10 protein-coding genes and 1 riboswitch are annotated in these 13,689 nt (G+C 63.4%); of the genes, 7 read left to right on the top strand and 3 right to left on the bottom strand.

Features of this window, described 5'->3' with window-relative positions; all coding sequences use genetic code 11:
- Window positions 1-63: 63 nt before the first annotated feature.
- From R1T44_RS08780 to R1T44_RS08770, 3 genes are all read right to left on the bottom strand, one after another.
- On the bottom strand, window positions 64-1,302 hold the full coding sequence (locus R1T44_RS08780; protein WP_317292898.1) for a pyridoxal phosphate-dependent aminotransferase: 1,239 nt from the start codon (window positions 1,300-1,302) through the stop codon (window positions 64-66).
- Window positions 1,303-1,598: 296 nt separating this feature from the next.
- Entirely contained in the window at window positions 1,599-2,288 is a 690-nt protein-coding gene (locus R1T44_RS08775; RefSeq protein WP_213114922.1) for a DUF6998 domain-containing protein, read from the bottom strand.
- Window positions 2,289-2,333: 45 nt separating this feature from the next.
- Window positions 2,334-2,780: a DUF6998 domain-containing protein gene (locus R1T44_RS08770; RefSeq protein ID WP_200906750.1), complete on the bottom strand. Its 447-nt coding sequence runs from the start codon at window positions 2,778-2,780 to the stop codon at window positions 2,334-2,336.
- Between the two features lie 315 nt (window positions 2,781-3,095).
- A riboswitch (guanidine-I (ykkC/yxkD leader) is annotated at window positions 3,096-3,204 on the top strand.
- A gap of 53 nt (window positions 3,205-3,257) precedes the next feature.
- On the opposite strand from R1T44_RS08770, the gene R1T44_RS08765 reads away from it, so the two are divergent.
- The 7 genes from R1T44_RS08765 (at window position 3,258) to atzF (ending at window position 13,642) form a co-directional block, all read left to right on the top strand.
- Window positions 3,258-4,406: a putative urea ABC transporter substrate-binding protein gene (locus tag R1T44_RS08765; protein WP_084589283.1), complete on the top strand. Its 1,149-nt coding sequence runs from the start codon at window positions 3,258-3,260 to the stop codon at window positions 4,404-4,406.
- A 108-nt stretch (window positions 4,407-4,514) separates the two neighbouring features.
- Window positions 4,515-5,339 (top strand): ABC transporter permease, encoded by an 825-nt coding sequence (locus tag R1T44_RS08760; protein WP_043332237.1) that lies wholly within the window; start codon window positions 4,515-4,517, stop codon window positions 5,337-5,339.
- Entirely contained in the window at window positions 5,336-6,208 is an 873-nt protein-coding gene (locus R1T44_RS08755) for an ABC transporter ATP-binding protein (RefSeq protein ID WP_084589284.1), read from the top strand. The genes R1T44_RS08760 and R1T44_RS08755 overlap by 4 nt, the downstream gene beginning before the upstream one ends.
- Window positions 6,192-6,962, top strand: coding sequence for an urea amidolyase associated protein UAAP1 (locus R1T44_RS08750; RefSeq protein WP_213114920.1), 771 nt, complete (start codon window positions 6,192-6,194; stop codon window positions 6,960-6,962). Before R1T44_RS08755 ends, R1T44_RS08750 begins: the two co-directional genes overlap by 17 nt.
- A gap of 90 nt (window positions 6,963-7,052) precedes the next feature.
- Window positions 7,053-7,763, top strand: coding sequence for an urea amidolyase associated protein UAAP2 (locus R1T44_RS08745; RefSeq protein ID WP_084589286.1), 711 nt, complete (start codon window positions 7,053-7,055; stop codon window positions 7,761-7,763).
- A 207-nt stretch (window positions 7,764-7,970) separates the two neighbouring features.
- Window positions 7,971-11,810: an urea carboxylase gene (uca, locus tag R1T44_RS08740; protein WP_317292897.1), complete on the top strand. Its 3,840-nt coding sequence runs from the start codon at window positions 7,971-7,973 to the stop codon at window positions 11,808-11,810.
- Window positions 11,810-13,642, top strand: coding sequence for an allophanate hydrolase (gene atzF / locus R1T44_RS08735; protein WP_245162897.1), 1,833 nt, complete (start codon window positions 11,810-11,812; stop codon window positions 13,640-13,642). Before uca ends, atzF begins: the two co-directional genes overlap by 1 nt.
- Window positions 13,643-13,689 lie beyond the last annotated feature (47 nt).

Genomic DNA, 13,689 nt, shown 5'->3' with positions numbered 1-13,689 from the left:
TGAAACGCAAACGCCCGCCAAATGGCGGGCGTTTGCGTCTTCCTACATGGGAGTCCGTCACGACTAGACGATGCCCTTGGCCTTCATTTCGCGCAGCACGGCAGCGACATAGTGCATCTCCTCCGGCGTGCCGAGTGACATGCGACACCAGCCATCCGCCGGCGGGAAGGCACGCCCGATCAGCACGTGTCGTTCCTTCATCGCGGTCTGGAATTCCTTCAGCGGCCTGGAGATACGGTGGAAGACGAAGTTGGTCTGCCCCGGCAGATACTCCCAGCCCAGCTCGTCGAGCGTCGCCGTGAAGATGGCGCGCGCTTCATCGTTGCTCTGCTTGCTGTGGACCAGAAACTCCGGTGACTGCATGGAGGCCGTCGCCGCCATCACGCCAGGATATGACAGCGTCATGGCATCGTCTTCGACATAGTGGGAGACATGCTCGAGACGATCGACATCGCCGACGGCGTAGCCGACACGCAGGCCAGCCATGGCGTGAATCTTGGAGAAGGTCTTCAGCAGCAGGATGTTCTTGGCGCCACCAGCAATCAGATGATCGGCGGAGCGGAAGGCAGGGTCATTGACGAATTCGGCATAGGCTTCATCGATGATGAACAGCGTATCGTCGCGGCTGTCGTTGACCCAGGCCTCCAGTTCATCACTGGAAATGATGGTCGAGGTCGGGTTGTTGGGGTTCACCAGATAGACGATGGAGGGGCCGGAGTGGTCGGCCACGGCCTGCTTCATGTCGGAAATCTTGAATGACCAGTCCTCGCGCGAGGACGGCACCTTGCGAATGGCGAGGTCATAGAAGCCGGCATACAGGGCGCCATCGCCATAAGTCAGCTCGGGAATCACCAGCTGGGTATCGGGAGTCGCATGGGCCAGCACACTGGCACGGATCGCATCGGAGGAGCCCGGCGTGAACAGAATGCTCTCGCTCGGCACCTTGTGATGAGTCGCCACCAGGGACTGCAATTTGCCCAGATGGGCGAAGGGATACCGATTGGAATGCGGGATGGATGCCGCTGCGGCACGCTGTGCAGACGGTGCCATACCCAGCGCATTCTCGTTGTAGTTGAGCCGCACCGGAGACTTGGCGGAAGGCTTGAGCACCGCCGCCGCAGGTGCCGTCTCCTTGGCCAAGGCACTGGGAATCCCCGGCAGGAACTGACCCAACGCCGCCCCGGCAATTGCCGCCCCACTCATGCCCAGGAAACCACGACGCGAACGCGATGATGGAGAGCCCTTCTCAACCGCCTGAACCACAGAAGACTCCTGCAGATCCTTCTCGACTACGTCTGTCATCGTGTGTCCTTTGTCTATCGCTGCTGCCCTTCCCCCTCGTGTGAAGCCACACGGGCAATCGGGAGCAAGCCGTTGTTTTTGTATGTGCTAATAAAGCACCACCAACGTATAAGACTTTGGTGAGAGGCACAACGAAACGACGCGCCGGATCGCGCAACCATGCGCCGCGGCAAGGGCAACCCCTCGGGGAAGTCGCGCACTGCATTGTGAGCGCTCGGTAAAGCAGATAAATAAACTGCTCATGACACGAAGACGCCGGCCATTGGCCGGCGTCTTGAATCCCATTCAAAGCTGAATCATCCAGTAGATTCCTGAGCAATCTCCCTGATGACCAGGCTACCCAGCTGACGAGTGTTGTGCGGATTGCCGTTGCCATTCACCAGCGGCAGATTCAACTGTTTTGCCAATTCACGCAGCACTGGCTGAACAGGGCTCACTGACTGCATCCCCTGACCATCATCACGCTCGACTTCGATGCTGCCGTTCTCAAGCTCACGAACAAGACAAGACGCGAACATGACTTCACGCACGGCTTTCAGCTCGCTGCGTGGCTTCGTAGTCTTGGCCAATCGAGACAACGAGATACTCTGCTTGCCCGCGCGCTCCGGCGACATCAGCGACCGGGCCTCTTCCACTGTGGCATCCAGCAACTTCTCGATCTGCATCTCTTCTGTATTGATACGCAGGATGATGATGCGCTCCACTTCATCCAACGAACGGGGATTGAAAGCAACATTGCCCCCACCGCCCATCATCGCAGTGGTTTTGACCGAGATTCGCTCACCGTCACCGCTTACCACGTCATAGCCGCGCTGATTCACCTCGGTCGCCATCTGACCATTGGTGATCAATGCAGCGTAAAGCTCACCAATGCGTCCGCAAAGATGACGTAGCTCAGTCGGCGGCACGCCCCAGTTCAGTTCTCGCTCGAACCAGGCCATTGCCTCACCCAAGGATTGGATGATCTGCATCTGTGAAAGTGCCATGATCAACTACTCATAGAAGGTTTACATATGCATAATGCATTTATATTACGGCCTTATACGCTCTTCAAAACGGACTGACTTGTTCATCACTTTCAGTTTTGCAAGAGAAATCTGAAACTGCCCGTTACTAGGTAATTTCTTTTCAGAAAACTGCTGCCAGACTAATGACCCAGGGCCATTATAGATTTCTTCAAAGCTACCATCGGGTAAAATCTTGATCACAATTGCATGCTCGGGCTCACTGCGAAATGCAACCGATTTCGCTTGTGTTGCCTTGATTTCGATCTTGGTACCGCACTTGGCGATAGCGTCATACCCTTTGTTGGAAGCAGTCAAAAGCTCTAGATCATATGCATTGGCAACTAGACACTCTCCTAGACTCCCTACCATATGGCCATCCGGAGTGAAATGTCGCCCGGGGAACATTTCTTCCAGCTCATTAACAATATTATATAAGTCGCCTACCAAGCTTTTGAGTTTATTTTTATCCACAATTTAGTCATCAATTATCCAAGGTAATCACATATTATCTTTACCATATTTTGAAAACAACCAATTGTGTATTAAAAATATCTCTGGATTTCTCTCTCACTGGTCACTGGATAGCACTCACTCTCGACTGACTTCACCAAGGTGCAAGAGACGGAGAAATTCATCAAATTGGTGCAGCGTACGCTTTCGATATGCATATCCATGCTGCATGAAATCTTATATAGCATTGTTTTATATGAAGAAATTCTCTCCGGCACACTTCCTGCTAGACATTCACCGAGGCACCGATAGGCATACAACAATCGAAAATCTACACCAATGGAGCGCTAGGGTTCCGGTGACTGGCTGATAGCCGTCACGACTGGTCCGAGAGCACTCGACCTCCAAGCTGGGGGTTACACGGCGGGACAAAAGCCCGGGAGACGCAAAGCCTGTAAAGGTCGGCGCCTCTCACTTTTTCCGCCGGAGATAACGACAATGACCCAGCTCACTCGCCTTTCCCAGTCCGCGACTTCCCCCTCGGATGCCAGCGCCCAGGTGTCATCCGCTGCTGTCTCATCTGCTTCATCCGCCGTTTCCCGAAACGCTTCCAGACGTGCTGCGCTGGCCGGCGCCCTGCTGCTTGGCGCATCGCTGAGCCCGCAGGCCATGGCGCAGGATTCCTTCAGCGTGTGCTGGTCGGTGTATGCCGGCTGGATGCCGTGGGAATACGCGGACACCCAGGGCATCGTCGACAAGTGGGCCAGGAAGTACGACATCAATATCGATGTGGTGCAGGTCAACGATTACGTCGAGTCCATCAATCAGTACACCTCCGGCAATGTCGATGGCTGCGCCATGACCAACATGGACGCCCTCACCCTCCCCGCCGCCAGCAGCGTCGATTCCACCGCGCTGATTCTGGGCGACTACTCCGATGGCAATGACGGCGTGATGGTCCGCGATGGCGATTCCATCGAGTCCCTGAAGGACCGCGAGGTCAATCTGGTGCAGTTCAGCGTCTCCCACTACCTGCTGGCACGCGCGCTGGACAGCGTCGGCATGAGCGAGCGCGATCTCACCACCACCAATACCGGCGATGCCGACATCGTGGCGCTGGCCAGCAACACCGACACCCAGGCGGTGGTGACCTGGAACCCGCAGCTGGCCACGCTCAAGGAGATGCCCGGCTACACCGAAGTCTTCAACTCCAGCGACATCCCCGGCGAGATTCTCGACCTGATGGTCGTCAATACCCAGACGCTGAAGGACAACCCGGACTTCGGCCACGCACTGGTCGGTGCCTGGTATGAGGTGATGGAGAAGATGAAGGCCGGTGACGAAGCCGCCCTCTCCCAGATGGCCGATGCCGCCGGCACCGACCTCGCCGGCTATCAGTCCCAGCTGGCCGCGACCCACATGTACTACACCCCCGCCGAGGCCGTGGCCGCCTTCAATGCGCCGAGTCTCAAGGACACCATGCAGCACATCGCCGACTTCAGCTTCGCGCAGGGCCTGTTGGGCGAAGGCGCCCCGGATGCCGGCTTCATCGGTATCGAGACCCCCGCCGGCGTCATCGGCAATGAAGGCAACGTGATGCTGCGCTTCGACCCGAGCTACACCGCCGCACTGGCCGACAGCCAGTAACGCCACGCGGTGGATGCCGCACACGCTCCGCGGGGCAGCCTGCCTCGCGGAACGTGAACCGACCGCCTCCCTCGACCGCACCCTCGTTCGCACCCGTGGAGCCCGCGCATGAAACGCCTGATCAATCTGACACCCTCCCGTGGTGGCCGCTGGCTGCTCGGTGGCCTGCCCTTCGCGCTGCTGGCCATCCTTTACATCGTGCAGTCCAACCAGCGACTGCTCGACAACCCGAATGACCGCCTGCTGCCGTCCTTCGCCGCCATGGGCGAGTCGTTCTCGCGACTGGCCACCGAGGTCAACGTGCGCACCGGCGATCTGCCGCTGTGGACCGACACCTTCGCCAGTCTCGAACGCCTGCTGGCCGGCGTGCTGATCAGTGCGCTGATCGGCCTGACCGTCGGCCTGCTCACCGGTGGCCTGCCGCTGCTGCGCGCCAAGCTGTCACCACTGATTACCGTGCTGTCCCTGATTCCGCCGATGGCGATTCTGCCGATCCTGTTCATCGCCTTCGGTACCGGCGAGCTGGCCAAGATCGCGCTGATCGTCATCGGCATCACGCCCTTCCTGATTCGCGACCTGCAGAATCAGGCCCTGCGCCTGCCCGATGAGCAGCTGATCAAGGCCCAGACGCTGGGCGCCAGCTCCTGGCAGGTGCTGACCCGCGTACTGCTGCCCCAGCTGACCCCGCGCCTTCTGAGCGCCACGCGCCTGGCACTCGGCAGCGCCTGGTTGTTCCTGATCGCCGCGGAAGCCATCGCCGCCCAGGACGGCCTCGGCTACCGCATCTTCCTGGTGCGTCGCTATCTGGCGATGGACGTCATCCTGCCCTACGTGGCCTGGATCACGCTGCTGGCCTTCCTGCTCGACCGTCTGCTGGTGCTCGTCTCGACCCGCGCCTTCCCCTGGTACCACGCTGAGGAGAGCCAATCATGAGCCTGATCCACGCCAAGGGCCTCGAGAAGCACTACGGTCAGCAGGTCGTGCTGGAACGCATGAACCTGACCGTCGAGGCCGGAGAATTCATCACCCTGGTCGGCGCCTCCGGTTGCGGCAAGACCACCTTCCTCAAGCTGCTGCTGGGCACCGAGGGCGTCTCGCGCGGTGAGCTGCTGCTCGATGGCAAGCCCATCCCCGGCGAGCCGGGCCCGGACCGCGGCATCGTCTTCCAGAAGTATTCCGTCTTCCCGCACCTCACCGTGCTGGGCAACGTGATCATGGCCGAGGAGCTGGCACGTGCCCCGCTGACCGGCAAGCTGTTCGGGGCCAAGCGCCGTGAAGCCCGGGTCGCCGCCGAAGCGCGTCTGGCGGAAGTCGGCCTGTCCCACGCACTGGACAAGTACCCGCATGAGCTGTCCGGCGGCATGCAGCAGCGCCTCGCCATCGCCCAGGCGCTGATGATGAAGCCGCGCATCCTGCTGCTGGATGAGCCCTTCGGCGCGCTGGACCCGGGCATCCGCAAGGACATGCACCAGCTGATCCTGCGCCTGTGGGAAGAACAGCAGCTGACCATCTTCATGATCACCCATGACCTCAAGGAAGCCTTCGAGCTGGGCTCGCGCGTCTGGGTGTTCGACAAGGTGCGTGTCGATGCGCAGGCCCCGCAGGCCTATGGCTCGACCATCACCTATGACCTGCCCACCGAGCGCAGCAAGGCCAACACGACGTCACGCCAGCCGGGTGCTCGCCCACCAGGCTCTGACCAGACGACGCTCGAGCGCGAGCACGAAACGCTGACGACACCAGCCCACTCCGTTTCCCAAGCCACTCTCACCGGAGGCCAATTCAATGAACATACCGCTTGATGCCGCAACCGCCGCCCGCACCAGCTTTACCGCGAGCTTTACTGCAAAGTACAAGACCCATCTGCCCGGCGGCCATCACTGGTCGATGCGCATGCCGCGTGGCAGCGCGCTCAAGCTGACCGCGAGCGAGGCCAACGCCAATGTCGGCCTGGTGATGTACAACCCGCTGGATACGCTTGAGCGCCTCAATCTGCCGGATACCCTCAAGGGTCAGCACACCTTCCGCCTCACCGAAGGCCACTGCCTGTATTCCGACATGGGCCGTATCTTCGCCTCCATCATCCAGGACGATCTCGGCTGGCATGACAGCGCCAGCGGCAACCTGATGGAGCACCACTTCGCCGCCAAGGGCTGGCACAAGAAGGCCTATCAGCAAGCCTTCAATGACTTCACGCCCAGCGGCCACGACAGCCTGCTGATCGAGATGGCCAAGTACGGTCTGGGCGAGCGCGACCTGTGCGCCAACCTCAACCTGTTCTCCCGCGTGCGCGCCGATGAAGACGCCAATCTGCACTACGTCGCGGACCACTGTGCCGCCGGCAACAGCGTCACCCTGCGCTTCGAGATGGACACCCTCGTCATGCTGCACACCTGTCCGCATCCGCTGGACCCCGCCGAGGACTATCCGCTGCGCGGCGTGGACATGACCTTCGGCACCGCGACGCCGATGGATGAGCACGACGCCTGCTATCTGTCGCGCCCCGAGAATGCCCGCGCCTACGCCAACAACCAGCTCTATCACCTGGCGGGCTGAGGCGTCCCCCGACAGCAGACGGAGGCCACGCCGACTGGCTCGTGGCAACTGGAAACGACGCCCCAGATGACAAGGACAAAGGACATCCCAATGTGCACCTCGACACTTGAACACCCCCATGCCCACACCCCGGCCGCGACGGACGGCGCCCCGCTGAGCTACGCCGACCCCGCACAGCAGCCGCGCGAGCTTGAGCGCACCGTCGAGGCCGGCGATCACTTCATCGGCCTGGTCCGCGCCGGCCAGCACCTGCGTATCACCGACCTGCATGGCAATCAGGCCGCCGACACCCTGTTCTTCTCAGCCGACGACACCGCCGAGCGTTACAGCGCGATGGACACCGTGCGCGAGCAGGGCAAGGTCTACCTGACCACCGGCACGGTGCTCTATTCCACCCGTGGCCGGGCGCTGCTGACCATCACCGGCGATACCTGCGGTCGGCATGACACCTTGGGCGGTGCCTGCTCCAGCGAGTCCAACACCGTGCGTTACGACCTGGAGAAGCGCCACATGCACTCCTGTCGCGACAACTGGATGCTGGCCATCGCCCGCTACCCGAAGTACGACCTGACCAAGCGCGACATCGGCCACAACATCAACTTCTTCATGAACGTGCCGGTCACCGCCGATGGCGGCCTGAGCTTCGAGGATGGCCTGTCCGGCCCGGGCAAGTACGTCGAGATGGTCGCCGAGCGTGATGTCTACGTGCTGCTCTCCAACTGCCCGCAGCTCAACAACCCCTGCAATGGCTACGACCCGACACCGGTCGCCATCCGCATCAGCGACTCGCCCTTGGGCTGATCGGCCGAGCTGATCGGCCGAGCTGATCCGCCGAGCTGACAGCGAAGCTTTCGAACACGCATACGACAAGAAACGGCCGAGCCCCGCCTGACGATGTCATCTCTCCTGCATCACTCGTCAGCCCCCAAGGCTCTGCCCGGCTACCGGACGACCGGCAGCTCACAGTTTGAAGGCGGGACGACCCGCCGCCGGAAGGATGACTCCGTCATGTTCCACAAGGTCCTGATTGCCAACCGTGGCGCCATCGCCACCCGAATCCAGCGCACGCTGCGTGCCCTCGGTGTCCAGAGCGTCGCCGTCTACGCAGAAGCCGACCGTGAATCCCCCTTCGTACGCGAGGCCGATGAAGCCTACAGCCTCGGCGAAGGTGCCGCCGCCGAGACCTATCTCGACATCGACAAGCTGATCGCCATCGCCCGCGAGAGCGGCGCCCAGGGCGTGCACCCGGGCTATGGTTTCCTGTCCGAGAACACCCGCTTCATCCAGGCCTGTGACGCCGCCGGCCTGGTCTTCCTCGGCCCGACCGTCGAGCAGATCCACGCATTCGGCCTCAAGCACGAAGCGCGCACCATCGCCGAGAACGCCGGCGTGCCGCTGGTGCCCGGCACCGGCCTGCTGGACGATGTCGCGAGCGCACTGAGCGAGGCCGCCCGTATCGGCTATCCGGTGATGCTCAAGTCCACCGCCGGCGGCGGCGGCATCGGCATGCAGGTCTGTGACGACGAAGCCTCCCTCAGCCGCGCCTTCGATTCGGTCAAGGGCCTAGGCGAGCGCAACTTCGGTGATGGTGGCGTCTTCCTCGAGGCGTACATCGCCCGCGCCCGTCACCTGGAAGTGCAGCTGTTCGGTGACGGCGAAGGCACGGTGATCGCGCTGGGCGAGCGCGACTGCTCCAGTCAGCGCCGCCATCAGAAGGTCATCGAGGAATGCCCGGCACCGGGCCTGCCCGAGCGCGTTCGCGAAGACATGATCGCCACCGCCATCCGCCTGGGCGAGGCCGTCAATTACCGCAGCGCCGGTACCGTCGAATTCATCTATGACGCCGAGCGTCAGGCCTTCTATTTCCTGGAGGTCAATACACGCCTGCAGGTCGAGCACGGTGTCACGGAGCTGGTGTGGGGCGTGGACATCGTCGCCTGGATGCTCAAGTTGGGCGCCGGTGAGCTGGGCAATCTGCGCGAGCTGGTCGCGCCGCTGACTCCCCGCGGCCACGCCATGCAGGCACGTGTCTATGCCGAGAATCCGCAGCACGATTTCCGCCCTTCCAGCGGTCTGCTCACCGAGGTGGAGTTCGCCAATGACGCCGTGACCGCCGCCCTCGCCGACGACAGCCAGCTGCGGGTGGATCACTCCATCGAGGCCGGCTTCGAGGTCCCCGCCTGGTTCGACCCGATGCTGGCCAAGGTGATGGTGCACGCACCGACCCGCGAGCAGGCGCGCGGCGATCTCTCCAGGGCATTGGCAGCCTCTCGCCTCTACGGCATCGAGACCAACCGCCAGTGGCTGTCGCACCTGCTGGAAGACCCGCGCTTCATCAATGTCGAGATCTACACCCGCTGGCTGGAAGGCCTCGAGTGGGCCGCGCCGACCTTCGAGGTACTCGTCCCCGGCACTCTGACCACCGTGCAGGACATGCCGGGTCGCCTGGGCCACTGGGATGTGGGCGTGCCGCCCTCCGGCCCCTTCGATGACTACGCCTTCCGTCTCGGCAATGCGTTGCTGGGCAACGCCGCCGATGCCGCAGGCCTCGAAATCACCCTCAATGGCCCGACGCTACACTTCCACCGCGCCACGCGCGTGGTACTGGCCGGTGCGCCGCTGCCCGCCATGCTGTCCGTTTCAGCACCGCAAGACGGCGCTGATGACACCGCGACTCACGAGCTTGCCCTGTGGCAGGTGCATGAGATCGCCGCTTGCAGCACCCTGAGTCTGGGCAAGGTCGCCGCCGGCGCGCGCAGCTATCTGCTGATCGCCGGTGGCATCGACTGCCCGCAGTATCTGGGCTCGCGCGCGACCTTCACCCTGGGCCAGTTCGGCGGCCATGCCGGACGTGCGCTGCGCAGTGGCGACACCCTGCCGCTGGCCGATCTCGCCGAGTGCCACCTGCCCGCCCTGACCCGGCTGCCCGAGGCGCTGATCCCGCAGGGCGCTGGTGCAGTGAATGAGGCGCAAGGCAAGAATGATCAAGGCAAGACAACGGGCCGCGAATGGCAGATCGGCGTGCTCTACGGCCCGCACGGGGCGCCGGACTTCTTCACCGAAGACGATATCAGCACCTTCTTCGGCCACCGCTGGGAAGTGCATTACAACTCCAGCCGCACCGGCGTACGCCTGATCGGCCCGCGTCCGCAGTGGGCGCGCGCCGATGGTGGCGAGGCCGGACTGCACCCCTCCAACATCCACGACAACGCCTACGCCTTCGGCACCATCGACTTTACCGGCGACATGCCGGTCATCCTCGGCCCGGACGGCCCGTCACTGGGCGGCTTCGTATGTCCGGCCACCGTGGTGCGTGCCGAACGCTGGAAGCTGGGCCAGCTGGCCGCCGGCGATCGCATCCGTTTCGTCGCGCTGACTCTGGAGGAAGCTCGCGCCATCGAGGTGCAGCAGGACGCCGTGATCGCCGCCCTCGCCAGTGGCCAGCTCGACACTCTGGAACAGCGCCAGGCGGAGACCAGCGGCGCCACGCTGAGCGCCATCGCCGCAAAACGTCCGCGCCCCGATGACTCGCCGGTGCTCAAATGCCTGAGCGCCGAGCAAGGCGGCGAGCAGATCGTCTATCGCCGCGCCGGCGATGACTTCCTGCTGATCGAATTCGGCCAGATGGAGCTGGATATCGCGCTGCGCTTCCGCGCCCATGCCTGGATGCTGTGGCTCAAGGAGCACCCGCTGCCCGGTCTGATGGAGATGACCCCCGGCATCCGCTCGCTGCAACTGCATTACGACCCGCGCAGCCTGACGCTCGAGACACTGATGGCGCATCTCGAACAGGCCGAAGTCGCGCTCAAGGATGTCGAGGACATCGAGATCGAGGCCCGCACCGTGCACCTGCCGCTGTCCTGGGATGACCCGGCGTGTCAGCAGGCCATCGACAAGTACCAGCGCTCGGTGCGCCCGGACGCCCCCTGGTGCCCGAGCAATCTGGAATTCATTCGCCGCATCAATGGCCTCGCCGATGAGGCGGCAGTGCGCGAGACGGTACTCAACGCCCGCTATCTGGTGATGGGCCTCGGCGATGTCTATCTCGGCGCACCGGTGGCCACGCCGCTGGACCCGCGCCAGCGGCTGGTGACCACCAAGTACAACCCGGCACGTACCTGGACCGCCGAGAACTCGGTGGGCATCGGCGGCGCCTATCTGTGCGTGTATGGCATGGAAGGCCCGGGCGGTTATCAGTTCGTCGGCCGCACGCTGCAGATGTGGAATCGCTATCGCCGCACCGAACACTTCACCACCCCGTGGCTGCTGCGCGTGTTCGATCAGCTGCGCTTCCATCCGGTCAGCCATGAAGCGCTCGAGCAGATCCGTCGTGATCATCCACAGGGGCGTTACGACCTCAAGATCGAGAAGACCCGCTTCCGTCTCGCCGATTATCAGGCGCAGATCACCGAGCACCAGGCCGAGACCGATGCCTTCCGCGAACGCCGCCAGGCCGCCTTCCAGCAGGAAATCGACGACTGGCATGCGCGCGGCCAGTTCACCTTCGAGGATCAGATCAATGAGGTGCAGGAAGCCGACAGCCTGAGTGATGACGAGCTGGGCATCGAGACACCGGTCACCGGCAGCCTGTGGAAGCTGGAAGTCGCCGAGGGCGATGACGTCGAGGCCGGCCAGGTGGTGGCGCTGGTCGAGTCGATGAAGATGGAAGTCGAGATTCGCACCCACACCGCTGGCCGTGTCGTGCGCCTGCCGATCAAGGAAGGCAGCGGCGTCGCCCCCGGCCAACCACTGATCGTGCTGTCGACCGCCGTGGAAGCCACGGATTCCGCTGATGCCAGCGCACCAGACAACACCCGATCGACCCTGTCCTCCGAGGAGACGCTGTGATGATGACCCATACCCCGCTCAACCTGAGCATCACGGCGCTGAGCAAGGCCTATCAGGCCGGTGAGATGACGCCGCGCCAACTGGTGGATGAGCTGCTGGCCGCGCAGGCCGAGACCGACGCCGCCTGGATCACCCGCCTGTCAGCACAGCAGCTGGAACCCTATCTGGCACGTCTGGACGACGTGGCACCCGAGTCGCTGCCGCTCTACGGCATTCCCTTCGCGATCAAGGACAATATCGATCTCGCCGGCGTGACCACCACCGCCGGTTGCCCGGAATTTGCCTACACGCCGAGCGATGATGCCTTCGTGGTCAAGCAGCTGATCGCGGCAGGCGCGATTCCGATGGGCAAGACCAATCTGGACCAGTTCGCCACCGGGCTGGTCGGGGAACGCGCCTTGCCGGTCTACGGCACCCCGGCCAATGCCTTCGACCCCGCCTATGTGCCGGGTGGCTCCAGCAGTGGCTCCGCCGTCGTCACCGCCCAGGGCCAGGTCAGCTTCGCGCTGGGCACGGACACGGCAGGTTCCGGCCGGGTTCCGGCCTGCTTCAACAATCTGGTCGGCGTGAAGCCGACGCTTGGCCTGCTCAGTGCAGGTGGTGTGGTACCGGCCTGCGCGACGCTGGATACCATCTCCATCTTCGCGCTGGGCTGCGATGATGCCGCGAAGGTGCTGTCAGTCACCGCACAGTTCGATGCCGACAACCGCTGGGCGCGCGAGCATGACTTCAGCGTTCACGGCCAGGCCTATGGCGTGCTGCCCGACCTGGCTGGCCTGCGCATCGGCGTGCCGCCGCGGGCTCAGTGGCATACCGACAGCGATTACAGCGGCTACATGGAAGCCGCGATGCGCCAGTGCAAAGCGCTGGGGGCCGAGCTGGTCGAGCTGGATTGCAGCCCGCTGCTGGCCGCCGCGCGCCTGCTGTATGAAGGCCCCTGGGTGGCGGAGCGTTATCACGCGGTGCGCGAGCTGATCGAGCGCAACCCCGAGGCGCTGCACCCGGTGACTCGCGAGATCACCCTCGGCGGTGCCACGCCGCTGGCCGTCGATGCCTTCGATGCGCGCTATCAACTGGCCGAATACCGCCGTCAGGCCGAGGCGCTGCTGGCGCAGGTGGACGTGATGCTGGCGCCGACCACGCCGCGCCTGCCCACCAAGGCGGAATTGGCCGAGGCGCCGATCGCGGTCAATTCGGAGCTGGGCACCTGGACCAACTTCATGAACCTGCTGGATCTCAGCGCGCTGGCCGTGCCGGTGGGCTTCAATCGCCAGGGCCTGCCGGGGGGCGTGACGCTGTTCGCGCCCGCCTTCGAAGACCTGCAGCTGCTCAGCATCGCGCGTCTGCTCGAGCACGAATTCGCGCTGCCGCTGGGTGCCAGCGCCGTCGCCCGTCCTCAGGCGCGCCTCGCGGAAAGCCAGCTGCCCGCGGCGGCCAATGGCCGACTCGAGATCGCCGTCTGCGGCGCACACCTCAGTGGCATGCCGCTCAATCATCAGCTCACCCAGCGCGAGGCCCGTCTGGTCGCGCGCACTCACAGCGCACCCAGCTACCGCCTCTATCAACTGGATGACGCGACACCCGCCAAACCGGCCATGCTGCGTGCCCCGCAAGACGGCACCAGCATCGCGCTGGAGGTCTGGTCTCTGCCCATCGACAGTGTCGGCAGCTTCCTCGCCGGCATCCCCTTCCCGCTGGGACTGGGCCAGATCGAACTCGAAGATAGCCGCTGGGTCGCGGGCTTCATCTGCTCGGTGTCCGCTGACAGCGGCGTGCCGATGACGGACATCAGCGAGTACGGCGGCTGGAAGGCGTGGGTGGAGCGCGAGTAAGCGCGCCGTAACCCCTGATCCGCCCTGCATCGCAGAACCAGGAGCCA

The organism is Cobetia amphilecti (assembly GCF_032923285.1).
Classification (GTDB): domain Bacteria; phylum Pseudomonadota; class Gammaproteobacteria; order Pseudomonadales; family Halomonadaceae; genus Cobetia; species Cobetia amphilecti.
This window is presented reverse-complemented; position numbering and strand designations above follow the sequence as displayed.